At 47.5% G+C, this 18,128-nt stretch carries 21 protein-coding genes; 3 read left to right on the top strand and 18 right to left on the bottom strand.

Annotated features, from left to right (window positions below; all coding sequences use genetic code 11):
• Nucleotides 1–6: 6 nt before the first annotated feature.
• The 12 genes from nrdR to NTZ10_05710 all read right to left on the bottom strand — a co-directional run bounded on the left by nrdR (nucleotide 7) and on the right by NTZ10_05710 (nucleotide 11,778).
• Entirely contained in the window at nucleotides 7–453 is a 447-nt protein-coding gene (gene nrdR / locus NTZ10_05765) for a transcriptional regulator NrdR (GenBank protein ID MCX5749731.1), read from the bottom strand.
• Nucleotides 454–543: 90 nt separating this feature from the next.
• Complete coding sequence (locus NTZ10_05760; protein ID MCX5749730.1) at nucleotides 544–2,310, bottom strand: adenosylcobalamin-dependent ribonucleoside-diphosphate reductase; 1,767 nt, start codon at nucleotides 2,308–2,310, stop codon at nucleotides 544–546.
• A 92-nt stretch (nucleotides 2,311–2,402) separates the two neighbouring features.
• Nucleotides 2,403–2,573: a 4Fe-4S binding protein gene (locus tag NTZ10_05755; GenBank protein ID MCX5749729.1), complete on the bottom strand. Its 171-nt coding sequence runs from the start codon at nucleotides 2,571–2,573 to the stop codon at nucleotides 2,403–2,405.
• Nucleotides 2,574–2,645: 72 nt separating this feature from the next.
• The gene (locus tag NTZ10_05750; GenBank protein ID MCX5749728.1) at nucleotides 2,646–3,122 is read right to left on the bottom strand and encodes a hydrogenase maturation protease; all 477 of its coding nucleotides are present in this window, start codon (nucleotides 3,120–3,122) and stop codon (nucleotides 2,646–2,648) included.
• Entirely contained in the window at nucleotides 3,106–4,452 is a 1,347-nt protein-coding gene (locus NTZ10_05745) for a Ni/Fe hydrogenase subunit alpha (protein ID MCX5749727.1), read from the bottom strand. Before NTZ10_05745 ends, NTZ10_05750 begins: the two co-directional genes overlap by 17 nt.
• Entirely contained in the window at nucleotides 4,430–5,200 is a 771-nt protein-coding gene (locus NTZ10_05740) for a cytochrome B (GenBank protein MCX5749726.1), read from the bottom strand. Before NTZ10_05740 ends, NTZ10_05745 begins: the two co-directional genes overlap by 23 nt.
• Nucleotides 5,184–6,050, bottom strand: coding sequence for an FAD/NAD(P)-binding protein (locus tag NTZ10_05735; protein MCX5749725.1), 867 nt, complete (start codon nucleotides 6,048–6,050; stop codon nucleotides 5,184–5,186). Before NTZ10_05735 ends, NTZ10_05740 begins: the two co-directional genes overlap by 17 nt.
• A complete protein-coding gene (locus tag NTZ10_05730; protein MCX5749724.1) occupies nucleotides 6,040–7,086 on the bottom strand; it encodes a 4Fe-4S dicluster domain-containing protein in 1,047 nt (348 codons plus the stop codon). The genes NTZ10_05735 and NTZ10_05730 overlap by 11 nt, the downstream gene beginning before the upstream one ends.
• Entirely contained in the window at nucleotides 7,083–7,325 is a 243-nt protein-coding gene (locus NTZ10_05725) for a hypothetical protein (protein ID MCX5749723.1), read from the bottom strand. Before NTZ10_05725 ends, NTZ10_05730 begins: the two co-directional genes overlap by 4 nt.
• A 147-nt stretch (nucleotides 7,326–7,472) precedes the next feature.
• Nucleotides 7,473–9,725 carry a sodium-translocating pyrophosphatase gene (locus NTZ10_05720; GenBank protein MCX5749722.1) on the bottom strand — a complete coding sequence of 751 codons (2,253 nt, stop codon included), beginning with the start codon at nucleotides 9,723–9,725 and terminating at the stop codon, nucleotides 7,473–7,475.
• A 12-nt stretch (nucleotides 9,726–9,737) separates the two neighbouring features.
• The gene (eno, locus tag NTZ10_05715) at nucleotides 9,738–11,012 is read right to left on the bottom strand and encodes a phosphopyruvate hydratase (protein ID MCX5749721.1); all 1,275 of its coding nucleotides are present in this window, start codon (nucleotides 11,010–11,012) and stop codon (nucleotides 9,738–9,740) included.
• Between the two features lie 130 nt (nucleotides 11,013–11,142).
• On the bottom strand, nucleotides 11,143–11,778 hold the full coding sequence (locus tag NTZ10_05710; protein ID MCX5749720.1) for a histidine phosphatase family protein: 636 nt from the start codon (nucleotides 11,776–11,778) through the stop codon (nucleotides 11,143–11,145).
• Nucleotides 11,779–11,875: 97 nt separating this feature from the next.
• Here NTZ10_05710 and NTZ10_05705 point away from each other — a divergent pair, with 97 nt between their 5' ends.
• The 3 genes from NTZ10_05705 to NTZ10_05695 all read left to right on the top strand — a co-directional run bounded on the left by NTZ10_05705 (nucleotide 11,876) and on the right by NTZ10_05695 (nucleotide 13,703).
• Nucleotides 11,876–12,127, top strand: coding sequence for a translation elongation factor-like protein (locus NTZ10_05705; protein MCX5749719.1), 252 nt, complete (start codon nucleotides 11,876–11,878; stop codon nucleotides 12,125–12,127).
• A gap of 14 nt (nucleotides 12,128–12,141) precedes the next feature.
• Nucleotides 12,142–12,387 (top strand): hypothetical protein, encoded by a 246-nt coding sequence (locus tag NTZ10_05700; GenBank protein MCX5749718.1) that lies wholly within the window; start codon nucleotides 12,142–12,144, stop codon nucleotides 12,385–12,387.
• 74 nt (nucleotides 12,388–12,461) lie between these two features.
• Entirely contained in the window at nucleotides 12,462–13,703 is a 1,242-nt protein-coding gene (locus tag NTZ10_05695; GenBank protein MCX5749717.1) for an MFS transporter, read from the top strand.
• A 3-nt stretch (nucleotides 13,704–13,706) separates the two neighbouring features.
• Here the strand turns inward: NTZ10_05695 and NTZ10_05690 are convergent, their stop codons facing one another.
• From NTZ10_05690 to NTZ10_05665, 6 genes are all read right to left on the bottom strand, one after another.
• Entirely contained in the window at nucleotides 13,707–13,862 is a 156-nt protein-coding gene (locus tag NTZ10_05690; protein MCX5749716.1) for a DUF5668 domain-containing protein, read from the bottom strand.
• A 24-nt stretch (nucleotides 13,863–13,886) separates the two neighbouring features.
• Complete coding sequence (locus tag NTZ10_05685; protein ID MCX5749715.1) at nucleotides 13,887–14,573, bottom strand: hypothetical protein; 687 nt, start codon at nucleotides 14,571–14,573, stop codon at nucleotides 13,887–13,889.
• Between the two features lie 64 nt (nucleotides 14,574–14,637).
• Nucleotides 14,638–15,378: a hypothetical protein gene (locus NTZ10_05680; GenBank protein MCX5749714.1), complete on the bottom strand. Its 741-nt coding sequence runs from the start codon at nucleotides 15,376–15,378 to the stop codon at nucleotides 14,638–14,640.
• 78 nt (nucleotides 15,379–15,456) lie between these two features.
• Nucleotides 15,457–16,185, bottom strand: coding sequence for a lysophospholipid acyltransferase family protein (locus NTZ10_05675; protein ID MCX5749713.1), 729 nt, complete (start codon nucleotides 16,183–16,185; stop codon nucleotides 15,457–15,459).
• A 4-nt stretch (nucleotides 16,186–16,189) separates the two neighbouring features.
• Entirely contained in the window at nucleotides 16,190–16,429 is a 240-nt protein-coding gene (locus NTZ10_05670; protein ID MCX5749712.1) for an acyl carrier protein, read from the bottom strand.
• A gap of 2 nt (nucleotides 16,430–16,431) precedes the next feature.
• Nucleotides 16,432–18,123 carry an AMP-binding protein gene (locus NTZ10_05665; protein MCX5749711.1) on the bottom strand — a complete coding sequence of 564 codons (1,692 nt, stop codon included), beginning with the start codon at nucleotides 18,121–18,123 and terminating at the stop codon, nucleotides 16,432–16,434.
• Between the last annotated feature and the right edge of the window lie 5 nt (nucleotides 18,124–18,128).

The raw sequence follows: 18,128 nt of genomic DNA, 5'->3' as shown, positions 1-18,128 counted from the left end.
TGGCCGTTAATTCAGGCTTTTTATCTCTTTAACAAAGTCCGTGACTTTTTCGAACTGCCGGTATACGGATGCGAACCGCACATAGGCGACCTGGTCGATATTCTGAAGCTTGTCCATCACGATCTCGCCGATCTGGGACGTCGGGACCTCCCTGCCGTACTCGGAGTACAAAAACTTTTCGACATCGTCGGCGATCTGTTCTATATCATCCGAAGAGACCGGCCTTTTTTCGCAGGACTTCCTGATGCCGCCCACAAGTTTTTCTCTGCTGTAGGGCTGACGGGTATTATCCTTTTTTATTACTACGAGAGGCTTTTCTTCCACTCTTTCATAAGAAGTAAAACGCGCTTTGCAGTCGATGCATTCTCTCCTTCTCCTGACGGCAGAGCCGTCGTCTATAGAGCGGGACTCAAGCACTTTATCATCGTCTTTTCCGCACGCGGGACACTTCATAGCCCTTTTTACCTTTTCATGGAAAACCACCCTATTTAGTGGGGACTATGAGTATATCACGCTACATATATGGGCTGTCAAGGGGATATTTCAATCTACGCAGTAACTCACGGGGCACCCTCCGGCGAATTCGCTTTCAACCGCAATGCGCCCCGTATCTTCGGGTTTGATGGAAAGGACCTGCTCTTTTTTGCATCCCTGCCGGAACACGGTAATGCCCTTACATTTGTTCTTGTATGCGGAGAGAAACACATTTTTAACATCCTCTTTTGATGCGGACGAAGGAAGATTGACGGTCTTTGAAACGGCATTGTCGGTATATTTTTGAAATGCTGCCGCTATGGCCACGTGCCATTCATATGAGATCCCGACTGCCGGGAGAAATAGTTTTTTTATATCTTCGGGTATGCTGGACATCTCGTTTATTCCGCCTTCGGAAAGGACCCTTTTGCAGAATTCGTGATTGTAAAGTTTGCGCTTTTTCATCATCTCTTCAAAAAGAGGGCAGCACTCGACGATCTCCTGACCGTCAGCGAGCAGCCTGACATAAGCCACCGCAAAGATTGGTTCGATCCCGGAAGAACAGCCGGCGATTATGCTGATAGTTCCGGTCGGAGCGATCGTGGTAACGGTGGCATTGCGCATAGCCTTGACCTTTGATTTATAAGCGCTGTCTTTGAAATTAGGGAACGAACCCCTTGTCGCCGCGAGCTCCTGGGACATCTTTTGCGCTTCTTCCCTGATAAATTTCATAAGCTTTTCAGCGAGAGCCACAGCTTTTGGGCTGTCGTAAGGGATGCCCAGCTTGATGAGCATATCAGCAAATCCCATTACCCCGAGCCCGATCTTTCTGTTGGCCAGGGTCGCCTTTTCGATCTCGGCAATAGGGAACTTGTTTGCATCTATCAAGTTATCAAGGAAGTGAACCCCTAACCGGACAAGCTCTTTAAGATGCTTAAGATCGGGCCCCCCGTTTTTTACGACCTTTGAAAGGTTGACGGAGCCGAGACAGCAGGATTCATACGGCAATAATGGTTGCTCCCCGCATGGGTTTGTCGCTTCTATGGCCCCCATCTTTTTGACGGGGTTGTTTTTATTGATGGCATCGATAAAGACAATTCCGGGATCTCCACATTCCCAGGCCCAGCGGGCGATCTCGGAAAAGACGTCTCCCGCATTAAGGTTCCCGGCGGATTTTTTTGTCCTGGGATCAATTAGATTGTATTTAGCGCCTTTTTTTGCGGCTTCCATGAACTTATCGGTCACAGCAACAGAAAGATTAAAATTTGAAAGGGCTTTTTCTTTTTGTTTGGAAGAAATGAATTCCATTATGTCGGGATGGTCCACCGGTAAAATGCCCATATTCGCGCCGCGTCTTCTGCCGCCTTGTCCGATCACTTCTGTCGCGGCATCAAAAACCTTCATGAACGAAACGGGGCCCGAAGATACCCCTCGTGTCGACTTTACCGCCGAGCTTTTGGGCCTGAGGCGGCCGAAGTTGAACCCTACTCCCCCGCCGCTTTGTTGAATAAGGGCCGTGTTCTTGAGGGTCTCAAATATATCTTTCAAGCGGTCTTCGACAGGAAGCACAAAACAGGCGAAAAGCTGCCCGGCTTCCGCGCCGGCGTTCATAAGGGCGGGAGAGTTAGGCAGGAATTCCCCTTCGCTCATCGCTTTATAGAATTCAGCCTCTATATCGGAGACCTTTGATCCGGGGTCATATTTTTTATCGACGGCGGCTATTGTTTTTGCGACCCTTTTAAAAAACTGGGAGACTGTCTCGGCCGGTTTTCCGTTCTTGTCCTTTTGAAGGTATCTTTTTTCAATGATGATCTCGGCGTTTTTAGACAGTTTCATTATTAATACCTCCAAAAAAATCAAAAGGGCGCAAAATTGCGCCCAAAAACGTTATTATGATAACCGAGTATTCATGATAACAACATCAGGCCCTATGCCTTTTCAATCGAACTGACGGGACAGACTTCCACGCACTTTCCGCAATCAGTACATTTTGCCGCCTCTATTATGTATATAGGATCGCCAACACTTATTGCTTTTTCCGGGCATTCCGGTTCGCAAGTCCCGCAGGCGATGCAAGTATCATTGATCCTGTGTGCCATGTTGAACCTCCTCAAAGAAATTACTAACTGATATTGTATAACAATCCCGGGGATTTTTCAATATCCCAATGCTTAGGATGACAGGTATTTGTTGATATAGAGGGAAATATTATCTATAGCGGAGTCAAGTTTTTTGTTGACAAGGTCCGAGGTTCCGTTCCCCTCGGAAACATCAACGATCTGGATGCCCGCGACAAAAACCTTGCCAGAAGACCCGAAAGAAGAGCATAGCATCCTCAGCTGCTTGAGGCCGAACCCGTGCGTAGACCCCATGTCCGTGATGATCTCCGATTCAACGGCCTCAAGAGGAAATATCTTATGGTCCCCCGGTTCCATGCCGGCATTTACGGCATCGATTATAAGAATGGCCTTGTATTCGTTTATCTTGAAAAGGATATCAAAACTCCCCGTACCGAAATCAAAATAGTCGATATCAGGCCTTTTTAGGCATAACTTCAAACGATTAAGTGCGATTATTCCGACTCCGTCGTCTTTCCTTAAAGGGTTGCCAAGGCCGATAATGGCCAGTTTTTCAGATGAATTTGACATCTAGCATGTGCGTGGCGCAGGAAATGCAGGGGTCGTAAGCACGCGCGAGCATCTCAAGTCCGAGACGGATCTCATCCTGGGACTTTTCAGGCAGCATCTCAGGCACGATCTTTCTCATGTTTTCTTCAAGGTTGGCAATGTTCTGGTTCGTAGGGATGACGCAATTAGCCGCGGTTATATGGCCGGTCTCATCAATGGTATATTCATGAAACAGAGAACCTCTCGGCACCTCGACACATCCGGTTCCCGAATTTGGCCTGTACGAACGCTTTTCTCCCTTTTTTGGCCAGGATGACACCACGACCTTAGCGCTATCTATTCCTTCCTTTAAGATCCTTTCGAGGATAGAGATCGAATCTTCAAGACAATGCACCCATTCTATGAGCTGCGCAACGGTGTTCAAATACGGATTGTGACACGGGACTTTGTAACCCAGCTCTTCCGCGACAAGCCTTGCCTTTTTATTAAGCTTTTTAAAATTATTATTAAGGCGCGAAAGGGCCCCCACAGAATAAGGTTGTCCGTTAATAAAAGAAAGTTTTGCCCTTGAATAACCGACAGGTTTTTCGTGTAATAATCTTTTGTAATCTTTTATGCCGGTCCTTTGCGATCCGGACACTACCAAGTCACCGTCGTACATAGGATATTCACCACTTTCGTTTGTAAGTGAAAGATACTGTGTCGGATGCTCAAAAGAGGGGAAGCTCAATTTTTTAAAAGTTTTGACGGTCTTTTCTCCGTATCCCCGACATTCTATCATCATAGAAAGAAGCTTTTGCAGGTTTTCTTTTGCCGGGACCTGGGTCAGGCCTCCGATCACATAGCTAATGGGGTGGATATGACGGCCGGCAAGCACTTCCCCGGCGAAATCGCTCATCCTTTTCATCTTAAGCGCCATCTCTATCATGCTCTTGTGGGTCTTGACCAGAGGGAAAATGCTCTTTACGCCGAGAAGGTCGGGCGCGACAAGCATGTAAATGTGAAGTATATGGCTGTCGAGCATTTCCGTGTTCAATAAAAGTTTTCGGAGCAAAGCCGTATCGTCTGACGGGGTCACTTCAAGCGCCGCTTCCGCCGCTTTAATGCTGGCAAGGCTGTGACCGCAGGCGCAGATGCCGCAGATCCTGCTCGTAATATGCTGCGCTTCCCATATCGATCTGCCAACGAGCATAGATTCGAAGAACCTCGGAGATTCTATGACCTGGAACTCGCATTTTTCCAGCACGCCGTTTTTTACATCAACGACGATATTACCGTGTCCTTCCACCCTTGTCAGGTAGTGGATATCAATATTTACGTTCTTTGAATTACTGCTTGAACTCTTTGTCATATTTTACTCCAAGGCTGTCATTATATAAAGTAAACCTGTTCAGGATCTCGTTAAGATCAAGCCCGTATTTGCTCAGGATCTCTTTTTGTCCGTTGGCGGCGGGATCGTCCACAAGCCCCCTGCAGCCGTAGCATTTGTTCCCATTATTTATACACCAGGAGTTGCAGCCGGCCCTTGTCACGGGACCGAAACAATCCTCGTCCTTTTCATACCTGCAGACATTCTCGTTTGTTTTGCATTCGTTGCAGACGGAATAGGTCGGGACCACATAGGGTTTACCCAGCAGAAGACATTTGACAACTGTGACCACTTCCGGGATATACACGGGACACCCGTGGATAAAATAATCCACTTTTATGACCTCGCGCAAAGGCATTGTCTTTATCGTGTTGATGCTGCCGGCCATATCTCCGTAGACAAGCTTTTTCGCGTCTTCAAGCGGCGTGCGGTTCTTCATGCCGTTCACGCCTCCGATGGTAGCGCACGCGCCAAGGGCGACTACAACTTTTGCTTTTTCTCTGATAGCCTTGATCCTTTTCACGTCGTTATCAGAGGTTATGCTGCCTTCAACAAAAGCGATGTCGTAGTCCTGACCGTTCTCAGACATGATCTCGCGGAAGCTCACGATGTCGACGAGTTTTAGAAGCTCCAGCAGAGTTTCTCCCATATTGGCGAACTGGAGCTGGCAGCCCTCGCAATCGCTAAAGTCGAAGAACGCAAGTTTCGGTTTTTTAAAGACCTTTTTCATAGCATTCCCCTTTAAAGTTCTTTAACTGATTATATGTAAAAACAGGCCCTGTCTGGCAGACATACACGCCCTCTATCTGGCAATGCCCGCATTTTCCAAGCCCGCACTTCATCCTCCGCTCCAAAGAAAGGACTATCTGGTGTTCAGGTATTTTCTTTTCGAGAAGTGAGACAAGGGTGAACTTCATCATGATAGGCGGGCCGACGACCACAGCGTAAGTGCGCTCCGGGATTATATCGACACCAGGGATCAGGGTCGTAATTACCCCGACGTTACCTTTCCATTCTTCATCGGCCTTGTCTACGGTGCAGTTCCTTTTTATTTCGGCCCTTTTCATCCATTCGTTCGCTTCTTCATTAAAGAGGAGCTCATTTGGCGACTTGCACCCCAAAAGTATTTGAACGTTCCCGAAATCATTGCGGTTTGCCATTACATAGCGTATCAATGAACGCAGCGGCACCATGCCAAGCCCTCCGCCGACGACCAGGATATCGTAACCGAACATATTATCGATTGGGAATCCTTTTCCGTAAGGTCCCCTGATGCCGATCACATCGCCCTTGCCGTATTTATGAAGTTCATTTGTGAAAACCCCGACCTTCCTTACGGTCAGGTCAAAGTATCCTTTATCAGTGGGGGAGGAGGCGATCGAGATTGGCGCTTCACCAAAACCAAAGATAGACACCATAACGAACTGTCCCGGTTCGTGCCCAAGTTCTTTGCCTTCTTCAAGTTTAATTTTGAAGAATTTCTCGTTCGCACCCACCATATAGGCGTCTATTATTTCCGCTTTCACCGATTTGTGCGGAAAAGAAAGGATCTTTTCTTTTAATTTTTCTTTAGCCGGCATTTTTACTCCTGTACCCGTCTATCACAGCATTCACTGTTTCGGGAAGGCTGATCTGCGCAACGCAAGCCCTTGTACAGCGCCCGCAGCCCGTGCAGAAATATCTGTTGAACTTGTCCACCGGATATTTGAATTTTCTATAATATCTGTGGCGCTGTCTTGAATCGCGGCCTTTTCTAAAATCTTCTCCGCCGGCGACTTTAGCAAAATCATCCATCTGGCAGGAGTTCCAAATCCTGTATCTAGTCCCATTGGTCAAATCGAGCTCCATCTCATCAATGACATCGTAACAGTAACAGGTGGGGCAGGAGGCAGTGCAATTCCCGCAGCCGACGCACCGCTTTCCGACATCCTCCCATACCGGGGATTTGAAAGAATTGTCGAATGCCTCGTATATTTTTGAAAGAGGGGCCTTAAGCTCTTCTTTAAAAACCTTTTTCTTTTCCTCCCTGACGGAGGCAAGAGCGGCCATATCTTTATCGTTTGCCTCGCGTATGTATTTGAGATTTTTGATAAGGCTCTCACCCTTTTCGGAGTTCACATGAAGGGCAAAACTGTTCCCGATATCTACCATCATCAGGTCATATCCGCCGCGGGGCTCATGATTGCCCATTGAAGAACAGCTGGCGATATCATCGCAGTATTTCAGGCATTCAAGGCCGATGATCGTCATCTTGCTTTTTCTGCTGAGATAGTATGGATCCGCGGGATTTTCCCTGAAGACGACATCCATGCATTGAATACCGGCAATATCACAGGTATGCACAGCAAAAAGGATGAACTCTTCCGGGTCTTTGGTCCCTTTTTCCTCGGTGAACTTTTCGGCGTTGAAATTGATCAGCTTTTCCTTTTGCGGGAAGTAATATTTTTTCGGGGGAAGAATAGTCGGGATATACTGCAGACTGATCTCTTCCGGGTCTTTGATAGGCCTGAAGACGAAAAGACTCTCTTTTTTCTTTGGGCCGTAAACGCGGGCCTTTTTCATCAGGCGCTCGAGCCATTTATTAAGGTCAGTTTTTTTAATTACTGCGTATTTCATTTTGCGTACTCGATCTTTGTCAGTTCAAACTCCGGACCGTACGGGATCTTTTTCAGGTCGATCTTCAGACCTTCCCATTTTGTCCCTTTGGAGAATTCCTTGAAATGGCCGATAAAATGCTCTTTTGTCAACGAGCCGAATTCAGATATATTTATGAATATTTTCTTGATTTTGCCGCAGGAAGATTCTTCTTTTTCAAGATACTTTATCAGATTCTTAAAAAGATGGGAATCATGCATGATTTGAGGATATTATAGCATGATGGAGATGAGGGCTTCGACTGCACTCAACCCAAGGTGCTTAAGCGAGAACAACAGGGTCATCTTGTCAAATTAAAAAAGGAGCCGAACCGTTAAGGTTCAGGCTCCTTTAACAAATCTTCAGCTTTAAACTTTTGCCGCGTTACCCTTCTTATTCAAATAGACAGCAAGTATTATGAGCAATACTGAAACGGTCACTATTGTCCATTTGACCTTTGTTTCCACGCCGGTAAATATGATAGGTACTATCAAAAGAGCAACAAGGTTCATTACCTTGATAAGAGGATTAAGCGCCGGTCCGGCGGTATCTTTGAACGGATCTCCGACCGTGTCGCCTATGACAGCCGCTTTATGAGCTTCGGAGCCCTTTCCGCCTAACATCCCCATTTCGATAGATTTCTTCGCGTTATCCCAGATGCCGCCTGAATTTGCCAGAAGAACCGCAAGCAGTTGCCCGACTAAGATTGCTCCCGCGAGAAAACCTCCGAGTGCTGCTGTTCCCAAAGCAAAACCCACAGCAATCGGGGTGCAGATAGCCAGCAGTGCGGGACCGATCAATTCTTTTTGCGCGGCAAAGGTTACGATATCAACGCACTTAAAATATTCCGGTTTGTTCTTTCTTTCCATGATCCCCGGGATCTCTCTGAACTGTCTCCGGACTTCTTCAACGACCAGCTGGGCAGCTCTTCCCACCGCTTTGATAAGGAATGAAGAAAAAAGGAACGTCACGGCGCCGCCAAGGAGCAGACCGATAAACACGTCGGACATATTCAGCTGGATACCCGTTTTAAGCAGTCCTCCTTCTTCAACAAAGGACCGAAACAGTGCGATCGCAGCGATCACCGCTGTCGCGATAGCAAAACCTTTTGTAAGAGCTTTTGTCGTGTTGCCTACGGCATCCAGCTTGGTGACTATTTTTTCAGCTTTGCTGCCTTCGCCCCTGTAAGTTCCGGACATTTCAAATATGCCGTTAGCGTTATCCGATATAGGTCCGTAGGTGTCCATAGCAAGAATGAACCCCGTCGTTGTCAAAAGCCCAAGGCCCGCCAGCGCAACGCCGTATGCGGATAGAGCCAAATTCCCGCCGAATATTGCCATTGATGCGAAGATCGTTGCCGCGATAGCGACAATGGACCAAACAGAAGATTCCTGAGCGAGCGCAAAACCCGACAGTATCAGTGTTGCCGGGCCGGTCTTGGCAGATTCAACCGTTTCCTTAATAGGATTATTTTCTGTGTGAGTAAAGTAATTGGTCAGGTTTTCTATCACGACCGCCAGAACTATACCTACAAAAGTTGCCAGTGCAAACCTCCACCATTCAGCGCCTTTGACGGGATAATTCAGATATAGATAGCAGATAGCCACAAAACCGATGATAGAAGTTATTGAAGCGACCCAAAAACCAAAATTGATGGGCTTCATCGGATCACCGATCTCCTCAGTATCTTTTCCTCTGACTGACCAGGTCCCTAAGATCGATGCAAATACGCCCACGGCCCTGACCAGCAGGGGATACATTATAAGCTTAAGGGCCATAAGAGCGGCCATTCCGCCAAAGAGAGCCTGAAAGCCCTTGTCAGCCAGAGTCGCCGCACCAAGTATCAATGCGGCAACCAACGTGACTTCATAGCTTTCAAAAACATCCGCGGCCATACCGGCGCAGTCGCCGACGTTGTCGCCTACATTATCAGCGATGACAGCTGCGTTCCTGGGATCGTCTTCGGGGATATTTTTTTCAACTTTACCGACCAGGTCAGCTCCGACGTCAGCAGCTTTTGTATAGATACCGCCGCCTATCCTCATAAAAAGCGCGACCAGGCATCCTCCGAACCCGAACCCGACCAATACTTTCATCGCGTCCTGCTTGAATATCATGAATATTATTGTCGCACCCAAAAGACCGAGACCCACCGTGAACATCCCTGAAACAGTGCCGGCCTGAAAAGCGACTTCGAGGGCTTTTTTAAAACTGGTGAGTGCGGCGTTTGCCACCCTCACGTTAGCGCGGACGGCAAGGCTCATGCCCACAAATCCCGCTCCTGCCGAAGCGCAGGCTCCCAGCAGAAATGCGACCGCAATGCCGATCGGGAGCGAAGGGTTGTTCGGATAAACAGGCACGTACATAAAGTAAAGGCCGACAGTTATGAGGGCGATAAATATGCCCATTACTTTGAACTGTCGGGCCAAATATGCCGTGGATCCTTCCTGGATCGCTTTGGCCACATCAACCATTTCCTTAGAACCCTGAGGGGCCCTGAGGACTTTCCACGCCATATACATACCGTACAAAAGAGCGATCACCGCGGAACCCAGAACGAACCAGAGCAGATGGATCTCAAGAGGCCTCAAAATCGGCAGAACTATACTTGCTTCAGACATGTTTTCCTCCTTCTATTGATTTTTGTAAGCCGAAAGACCCGGATAAACAGCTTCTGTGGCGAGTTCTTCTTCAATCCTCAGCAGCTGGTTATATTTGCAGACCCTGTCAGACCTGGCCGGCGCGCCGGTCTTGATCATTCCGGAGTTCGTTGCGACTACGAGATCCGCTATTGTTGTGTCTTCGGTCTCTCCGCTCCTGTGAGAAACGACCGCAGTATACTTTGCTTTTTTTGCCATCTCGATGGCAGCCAGCGTCTCGGTCAGCGATCCGATCTGGTTAAGCTTGATAAGAATGGAGTTCGCGACGCCCTGCTCGATACCTTTTTCCAGGAGCTTGATGTTCGTGACAAAAAGGTCATCACCCACAAGCTGTATCTTTTTGCCTATCTTTTTTGTGATGAGCGACCAGCCTTCCCAGTCTTCCTGCGCGAGGCCGTCTTCTATTGAAATGATAGGATATCTGGAAACTAATTCCACATATAGGTCAACCATCTCGGCAGGCGAGAGGGACTTCCCTTCGCTTTTCAGTTCGTATTTCCCGTCTTTAAAGAACTCCGATGAAGCAGGATCGAGGCAGATATTTACCTGGGCCCCGGGTTTATATCCCGCCTTTTCGATAGCTTCAACAATAAGTTTAAGGGCTCCTTCGTTCGAACCGAGCGCGGGAGCAAAGCCGCCTTCATCGCCGACAGTCGTAGGCGCGCCTTTTGCTTTTACAAGACTTTTAAGGTTGTGATAGACTTCCGCGCAGATCCTGAGCCCTTCTTTAAAGCTTGTAGCGCCGGTAGGGGTGATCATATATTCCTGAAACTCTGTATTCCACCCGGCGTGAGCGCCGCCGTTCAGGACGTTCATCATGGGAACGGGAAGAGTTACGCCTTTTTTACCGCCGAAGTATTTATACAATGAGATCCCGAGCCCGTTTGCCGCAGCCCTTGCGACCGCGAGAGAAACGCCGAGAATGGCGTTAGCCCCGAGCTTGCTCTTGTTCGCCGTGCCGTCGAGATTTATCATCAATTCGTCTATCTCTACCTGGCTTGTCACGGACTTCCCTTTGAGTTCTTTTTCAATAATAGAAACATTGGCAACGGCTTTTTGAACGCCTTTGCCAAGATATCTTGATTTATCGCCGTCCCTGAGTTCAAGCGCTTCATGGATGCCTGTTGATGCGCCGGAAGGCACTATCGCCCTTCCGAGCGTGCCGTTCTTTGTTATGACATCCACTTCAACGGTCGGGTTGCCCCTTGAATCAAGGACCTCCCTGCCGATAACTTTTTCAATTGTCATCCCGGCAGCCTTTGAGTTCTTCTTACAGTACTTTTTCGCTATGTTCTCGAACATCAGTTTCTCCTTTCAATAAAATTCGCGCCAATTTCTATTTTATCAGAAAAAGAAAGGCGTTTGTGGGCCCGAAAGGTTATGATAAAGTGTTCTCTTTTATGTGATCTTTACCGAGATGTGAAGTGCTGTTGAGCAGGACGATCCTCGGATAGGGAGCCGCGAACTTGATTATATTCATACCGCAGTTCTCCTGCCTAATACGCCAGAAGTTGTCCAGGCCGAGCATTAAATAATGGAATAATATGGTGCGGTTAATGCCCCCATGGCCTACGATTAAAACCGTTTTATTTTTATGAGATCTTGCTATCTTTTCAACCGCTCTTACGCCCCTTTTTTGCAGCCCCTTTAGTTTTTCAGCCCCTGGAATGTCAGCTTTATTTGGATGGATAAGCCACAGTTTATAAAGGCCCTTATATTTTTTCTCTATCTCAAAATATTTCAACCCTTCCCATTCCCCGTAAAATCTTTCTCTCAGATCTTTAAGCGGCCTGACCTTGAGCCCATGCGGTTTGGCGATAATTCTTGCCGTATCGACAGATCTTTTAAGGTCAGAGCAGTATACAGCGCAAATGCCGGTCTTTTTAAGAAAATTGGCGGCATGCCCGGCTTGTTCTATCCCATTCTTCGAAAGCTCTCCATCGCCTTGACCCTGATAGATCTGTTCCACATTTGAGGCCGTTTCGCCGTGGCGCATAAGTATCAAGGTTGTCATGATTTTAGTATATCACGCAAGACGATATACCATTAAATACTTTTGGTGAAAAATTATGCTATAATTTCGCCAAAACATAAAAAGGAGGAAAATTTCTATGGTATTAAAAAAGAAAGCGAAAAAAACGGCATCCAGGAAGGCGTCCAAGCCAAAAGAAAAAGTCATCGGCAGCGCCGAGCATTACTTTGACAAGCTCCATGTAGTAACAACAACACTTAAGAGGCCGTTAAAGGTCGGGGATATAATACATATAAAAGGGCACACAACGGACATGGTCCAGACCGTCGAATCCATCCAGATAGAACACAGCCGCGTCCTCAAGGCGAAAAGGGCGACGGAGTCGGGATAAAGGTCTACGGACCGGTGAGGGACACCGACATAATCTATTTTGCGGATAAAAAAAGCGGAATTTCGACCGAGAGCGCGGATAAAGTGGTGCTAAACTTCCAGAAAATGCGGGATGAAATGCAAAAAGAGCCCCAGCAGAAAAGACCATCCGCCGCAGCGTTTAATCCTATATTGCCGAAGCAGGCAATGCCCAGCGTCAAGCCGTTAAGAAAGCAGGAAAATCCGGGGACCTCTTCGGGGACAAAGTTCTTTAACTTTTAACTGATTAAAGAACATCCGTGCTCTAACGTCAAAACAAGCAATTTCTCGCGATCCATCAAAGTTATTATATAAATATGGCAAATAATAAAGCAGCTCAAGATATCTGGGAAAGACTGCCGCAAGCGTTCCATGCGCTGCGGTTCAAGAATTACCGCATTTTCTGGATCGGCCAGTTCGTCTCTCTTGTGGGTCTTTGGATGATGATGATAGCGCAAGGGTGGCTTGCATATGACATAACAAATTCAAAGTTCCTTCTGGGGCTGGTGGACTTTATCGCGGGCATCCCGGTGCTTCTTTTGTCCCCGCTGGGCGGGTTCATGGCGGACCGCATGGACAGGCGAAAACTGCTCCTTGCCACACAGATAGTATTTGCCATTGCTTCTTTCTTGATAGGACTTTTGATATCCACCGGGCAGATCAACTATTTTAATCTATGTCTTTTGGCGCTTGTATTTGGATTGGCCAACGCTGTCGATTCTCCGGTAAGGCAGGCGTTCGTAGTGAACCTTGTGGAACGCAATCATTTTTCAAATGCAATAGCGCTCAATTCACTTTCCTTCAACAGTGCAAGGGTGATCGGTCCGGCTGTTGCGGGATATCTGATCGGAGCTTTCGGCGTCGGACTTTGTTTTTATCTTAACGCAGTCTCGTTCCTGGCAGTTATAGTAAGCCTGCTTATGATAAAAGGTATATTCAAAGTAAAAACCATGCAAAAGGCGAACTTTGGAGAAGCGTTCATGGATTCAGTAAAATATGTGCTGCAAAACAGGAAAGTGCTGCTCTCGCTGGTGCTCATGGCGTTCACGTCATTGTTCATAATGCCTTATGCCGTGCTTATGCCCGTATTTGCAAAAGACATACTAAATGTAGGGGCGCAAGGACTTGGGGTCCTGATGTCATTTTCAGGGGTTGGTGCGTTGCTCGGGGCTTTCTTTCTTGCACAGTTCGGGGCAAAAAAAGATTTTACCAGGACGATAATCGTAAGCACGACGATGATGGCGCTGGCGGCCGTGCTGTTCTCGTTTTCAAGGAACTACCTTCTTTCATGCGCGGCGCTGCTGATATTGGGGTTTAATATAGTGACACAGGCCATATCGGTCAACACGTTTCTGCAGTACACGGTCACGGATGAATTGCGCGGGCGTATTATGGGCTTTTATTCGATGTCCTTTATGGGGCTGATGCCGATAGGGGCATTTCAGGCGGGAGCATTGGCGCATTTCATAGGTGCCCCGCACACGCTTCTGATAGGAGCCGTAATAAGTTTTTTACCGGCACTCTTTTTGTTCTTCAGAAGGGCAACAGCAGTCCGGTGAACACTATTTTTCAGGTACCAGTATTCCTATTCCGATAAGGACCAATAATACCGCCCAGAAATATCTCCAGATATTCCCTGTGACAATTCCCGCAGCCTCAAGAAGCAGAATAATGCCGATCAAGATCACCAATGATCCCCAAAACACGCGTCTATTCATAATCCTCTCCTTTTAAATCAATTTCTAAAAGAATGCCAGCCTTGTCCCAAGGTTAAACACAAATCCGTCGAGCGGAAGTTCTACATTATTAGAATCCCGAAGCCCGCTCTTCTGATATTTTAATTCGACAAAACCCGTCGTGTTTGGTCCGAATGCCGCCTCTATTCCGGCCCCGGCATTGGCCGCGAATCCGGAAAATGAGGACGGAGAACCACCCGTCCGACTGTCCGTCAATCTGTTTGCGGCGCAGTAGTTAATATCGCCCGTCAGGTAAGCATTCAAATACCCGTGAGTGCTTCCGTAATCGCCCCAATAGGTGACATATATTCTTGCCCCGTAACCGAAAGCCATTATGCCGTAGCTCCCGTTGACGGTGGTCCCGTTGTTATAACGTTTCCAGATGTAAGTGAATCTCGGGCCCGTATCGAGGTTTTCATTAAGCTTCGCGTCAAAATCAAAACCGAATGTAGCGGTACCCTCGGCTTGAATGTTTGTCGTGTCTGAAACAGATATAAGCCCGCCCCTTACCCCAAGCCTGTACGTTTTTCTGTTCATTAATGCGGGGAGATCTACCTGCGTGACAAGAGTAGCTTTTGACATGCTTTCCCCCACCGGGACGGCAACACTGCCAGGTGTGGCGGCCTGGGATACAGCGGAAAGGCCAATGATAATAAAAGAAACGGCAAGCGCTGCAAACAATACTTTTTTCATGATTACCCCCTTATAAAAAATTTATTAAATTATATAGCAAATGTTATATCAATTCAAGCCCTTCTTAAAAGAAGGATAATCGTGTTCCGAGACTTAACAAGAACCCTTCATCAGGAAAACTTATCCCGTTCGAGTCCTTAGTGCTGCCTTTTTGATAACGGACATCCACGAACCCGGTGTTATTGGGGCTAAATGCCGCCTCCATACCAATGCCGGCATTTGCCACGAAACCGCTGAAAGACGAAGGAGAAGACGAAGAGGGCAACAGATCAAAGCCCTTATTTGCTATCGCATAATTAATATCCCCCGCTAGGTAAGCGTTGAGAAAACCGTGTGCGCTGCCATAGTCACCAAAATATGCAAGGTATAGCCTGCCGCCGAAGCCGAGCATGAGAAAACCATAGTTAGCATTGACGCTTGTGCCATTATTGAATTTCTTGTTCACATAAGTGATCCTGGGCCCGATATCAAGATTTTTATTGAGCTTGCCGTCAAAATCAAAACCGATGGCAAAAGGCCAATCCTTCGTGACGGACACGCTGTCGCAAGGGGCCATCAAGCCGAACCTTATCCCGAGACGGTAATCCTTTCTGGTGAGAAGCGCAGGAAGGTTCAGCCTTTTCATCACCATAGGCTGAGACAGCTCTCCCATAGTGGGCGTATTCTGCTCATCCTGTTTCAGGAAAGGGGTCTCGGGAATGACCTTCCCTTTGGCGGGTGAGATGCCAGGGACAGGACGGGGCGACGCAAAAACCAAGGAAGAAAGGAACATAAGAACGAAAACCAAAACGAAAACTCTTTTCATTTATTACTCCTTGATGAATAAAAGTGAAAGCTAAGGATATGATATAACAAGATCCCGATATTGTAAATCAAATCATTCTTAGGCCTTTTCTTTAAGCCTTATTATTGAAAGCCGGAGGTCGTCCGCGAATTCTTTATATACATCATAAGCAGCAGTGCTCTTTTTTTTCTCAAAATAAGGCCGCGGATCAAGCGGTTTTCCGAAAAATACTTTTATGGGATGCTTCCTCGGGATGAAACTGCCTCTAGGCAGAGCCTTGTCGGAGCCTTTAATATAAGCCGGGACAACAGGAGTCCCGGTCTCAACTGCGAGAGCACCGACCCCCACCTTAAAAGGAAGGATCTCCCCCGAGTTCCTGGTCCCTTCGGGAGCTATATAAAGGATCCTGCCGCACATCAGAGCATTCGCAGCGGTGGACATCGCGCTCAAAAAATCACTTTTGCTGTCCACGGAGAATGATGGGGCAAAACTTTTTATGAACATCCTTGCAAAAGGGATCTTATCGTAAAGCCCCTTATAGATAACGCAAACCTTATCCCGATGAAATTTTGGAAGGCACAAAAAGACGGCAGGGAAATCAAAACTGCTTGCATGATTGGATGCGATGATGAAAGGCGCTTTTTCGGGAAGGTTTTCCACCCCGGATGAAGACAGGCGGAACATCTTGAAGAACAACAAAGATGCAAAAGCCCTTAAAGGCCGTCTGAGCGATATCAGATGCCTGTCGCATTTCAAGGCGACATCACAAATGTTCAATTCGTCAAGTTTCAGGACCTTCCGCCAATATGAAGAGGTGTCTTCATTCACGGTTTCATCCGCCCGTCTTTTCTTTGACAAGGCTTATTATGTCATTTAGAGTCCGGATCTTTTCCAGCTTTTTTTCCGGAAGATCGATCTTGTATTTTTTGTCGAGCGTCGCAAATATCTCGACCCCGAGAAGGGAATCCACCCCCAGGTCCCTAAAAAGGTCCGTGTTCGGTTCGATCTTGTCTTCGGGGAGTTTTATCACCCTTGAAATGATGGATCTTATTTCCTGATCGAGGTTTTCCATGTTTACTCCTTAAAAGTCTGTTTTACCCGGAACCTTTTTATCTTTTTTGTCGCGGTCTTTGGGAGCTCTTCTCTCGAAACATAATATTTAGAGACCCTTTTATATTCCGTCAACAACTTTCCGTAACTGTCTATTTCCTTGCCGAGGATCTCGGATATCAGATCGTCCGTCAGATGGGAATTTCTTTTTAGTACCCAATCCGCGATCTTTTCGATATTCGGCACCACCGCGGCCCGGACTTCTTCTGTCCCGGCCTTTGCACCTTTTCTGATAGAACCGCCGAAGACGCAGATCTCCTGAATGAACGGGCTTTTGGAAAGGATGAATTCAACCTCGTCAGGATATACATTGACGCCGGACCCCAGCACTATCACATCTTTGGACCTGCCGGTGATGTAGATATTGCCTTTGTCATCGATCCGCCCGAGATCGCCGGTATAAAACCAATCATTCCTTAAGATCTCTGCGGTCGCTTCCGGGTTTTTATAGTATCCCTTCATTATGTTGGGGCCTTTTGCCGTGATCTCTCCTATTCCCCGGCTGTTTGGATTCGATATCTTTATCTCAATGCCGGGCAGGGCCTTTCCGACTGAACCAAAGACATTATTATCCAGGGTGCAGGCGGAAAGGATGGGGGCTGTCTCCGTAAGACCGTAACCTTGCAGGATGGTAAAACCCATCAGGTCAAATTCTTTTATTATATCCGGGTCGATCGCGGCTCCGCCCGAGACAAAGAATTTTATATTTCCTCCGAACGTCCTGTGGACCATGCCGAAAAGAAACCTTCCGATATTGGCCCGGAATAACCGTGACAGCCGCGAAAGCAGAAAAAGAAGGGCAAAAAGGACCCTGGCGAACCCCCCTTTCTCCTCTACCTGCCGCTTGATCCCGTCAAGGAAAAGTTTGTATAAAAGCGGCACGGCGCAAAGGACCGTCACCTTGGTCTCCTGCATGTTCTTGATGAGGCTGTAAGATTTAAGGCTTTCGGCATAAGTGATCGTCGCGCCCAAATAGATCGGGCAGAACATGCCGGCCGTCGTCTCGAAAGCGTGATAGTTCGGCAGCACCGACAGGAAATTATCGCCCGGGCCTATCATGTGAAATATCGGGGCTATTTCAACCACATTCGAAAGAATATTTTTATGCGAAAGCATAACTCCCTTGGGATTGCCGGTCGTTCCGGACGTGTAGATTATGGACGCGATATCATCGGGTTCCGCCCGGTCGACCGGCATGGCGTCAAAGTAAGACGAGCTCAAGATGCCCTCAAGGTCTTTGTCGATGTTCAAGATCTCTTTCAATGACGGGACCCGCGCCTTTATATTTTCCAATTTTGAAAGAAGCGTGTCCGAACAAAAGGCCATCAGTGCTCCGCTGTTCTCTAAAAGATTTAATATCTCTCCGGATTCCAATTTCGGGTCGAGCGGCACCACTATCGCTCCGATACTAGTTATACCGAAATAAACAAAAGGCCATTCAGGCCTGTTCTCGCAGAACAAGGCGATCCTGTCGCCTTTGTTTATCCTGTTTTTAAGAAGAAAGAATCCGATGTCCTGTACGGCAGCGTGAAGCTCGGCGTAGGTGATCTTTTTATAACCGCCATTCTCAGCCTTCATCTGCAGCGCGACATAAGGCCCGAACTTGTCGGCGCAGTCTTTCAGCATCCGCGGGATAGTGACGCGTTCCAAACTCATTGTTT

The organism is Candidatus Saganbacteria bacterium (assembly GCA_026387835.1).
GTDB lineage: Bacteria > Margulisbacteria > WOR-1 > JAKLHX01 > JAKLHX01 > JAPLKZ01.
The sequence above is the reverse complement of the archived record's forward strand: the minus strand, read 5'-3'. Positions and strand labels throughout refer to the sequence as shown.

Excerpts from the sequence above, each read along its gene's own strand:
- NTZ10_05690 (MCX5749716.1), bottom strand. The coding sequence starts at position 13,862 with ATGAATAGACGCGTGTTTTGGGGATCATTGGTGATCTTGATCGGCATT.
- eno (MCX5749721.1), bottom strand. The coding sequence starts at position 11,012 with ATGACAATTGAAAAAGTTATCGGCAGGGAGGTCCTTGATTCAAGGGGC.
- NTZ10_05755 (MCX5749729.1), bottom strand. The coding sequence starts at position 2,573 with ATGGCACACAGGATCAATGATACTTGCATCGCCTGCGGGACTTGCGAA.
- NTZ10_05710 (MCX5749720.1), bottom strand. The coding sequence starts at position 11,778 with ATGACAACCTTGATACTTATGCGCCACGGCGAAACGGCCTCAAATGTG.
- NTZ10_05745 (MCX5749727.1), bottom strand. The coding sequence starts at position 4,452 with ATGACAAAGAGTTCAAGCAGTAATTCAAAGAACGTAAATATTGATATC.
- NTZ10_05685 (MCX5749715.1), bottom strand. The coding sequence starts at position 14,573 with ATGAAAAAAGTATTGTTTGCAGCGCTTGCCGTTTCTTTTATTATCATT.
- NTZ10_05750 (MCX5749728.1), bottom strand. The coding sequence starts at position 3,122 with ATGTCAAATTCATCTGAAAAACTGGCCATTATCGGCCTTGGCAACCCT.
- NTZ10_05680 (MCX5749714.1), bottom strand. The coding sequence starts at position 15,378 with ATGAAAAGAGTTTTCGTTTTGGTTTTCGTTCTTATGTTCCTTTCTTCC.
- NTZ10_05740 (MCX5749726.1), bottom strand. The coding sequence starts at position 5,200 with ATGAAAAAGGTCTTTAAAAAACCGAAACTTGCGTTCTTCGACTTTAGC.
- NTZ10_05760 (MCX5749730.1), bottom strand. The coding sequence starts at position 2,310 with ATGAAACTGTCTAAAAACGCCGAGATCATCATTGAAAAAAGATACCTT.
- NTZ10_05735 (MCX5749725.1), bottom strand. The coding sequence starts at position 6,050 with ATGCCGGCTAAAGAAAAATTAAAAGAAAAGATCCTTTCTTTTCCGCAC.
- NTZ10_05665 (MCX5749711.1), bottom strand. The coding sequence starts at position 18,123 with ATGAGTTTGGAACGCGTCACTATCCCGCGGATGCTGAAAGACTGCGCC.
- nrdR (MCX5749731.1), bottom strand. The coding sequence starts at position 453 with ATGAAGTGTCCCGCGTGCGGAAAAGACGATGATAAAGTGCTTGAGTCC.
- NTZ10_05705 (MCX5749719.1), top strand. The coding sequence starts at position 11,876 with ATGGTATTAAAAAAGAAAGCGAAAAAAACGGCATCCAGGAAGGCGTCC.
- NTZ10_05670 (MCX5749712.1), bottom strand. The coding sequence starts at position 16,429 with ATGGAAAACCTCGATCAGGAAATAAGATCCATCATTTCAAGGGTGATA.
- NTZ10_05730 (MCX5749724.1), bottom strand. The coding sequence starts at position 7,086 with ATGAAATACGCAGTAATTAAAAAAACTGACCTTAATAAATGGCTCGAG.
- NTZ10_05720 (MCX5749722.1), bottom strand. The coding sequence starts at position 9,725 with ATGTCTGAAGCAAGTATAGTTCTGCCGATTTTGAGGCCTCTTGAGATC.
- NTZ10_05695 (MCX5749717.1), top strand. The coding sequence starts at position 12,462 with ATGGCAAATAATAAAGCAGCTCAAGATATCTGGGAAAGACTGCCGCAA.
- NTZ10_05725 (MCX5749723.1), bottom strand. The coding sequence starts at position 7,325 with ATGCATGATTCCCATCTTTTTAAGAATCTGATAAAGTATCTTGAAAAA.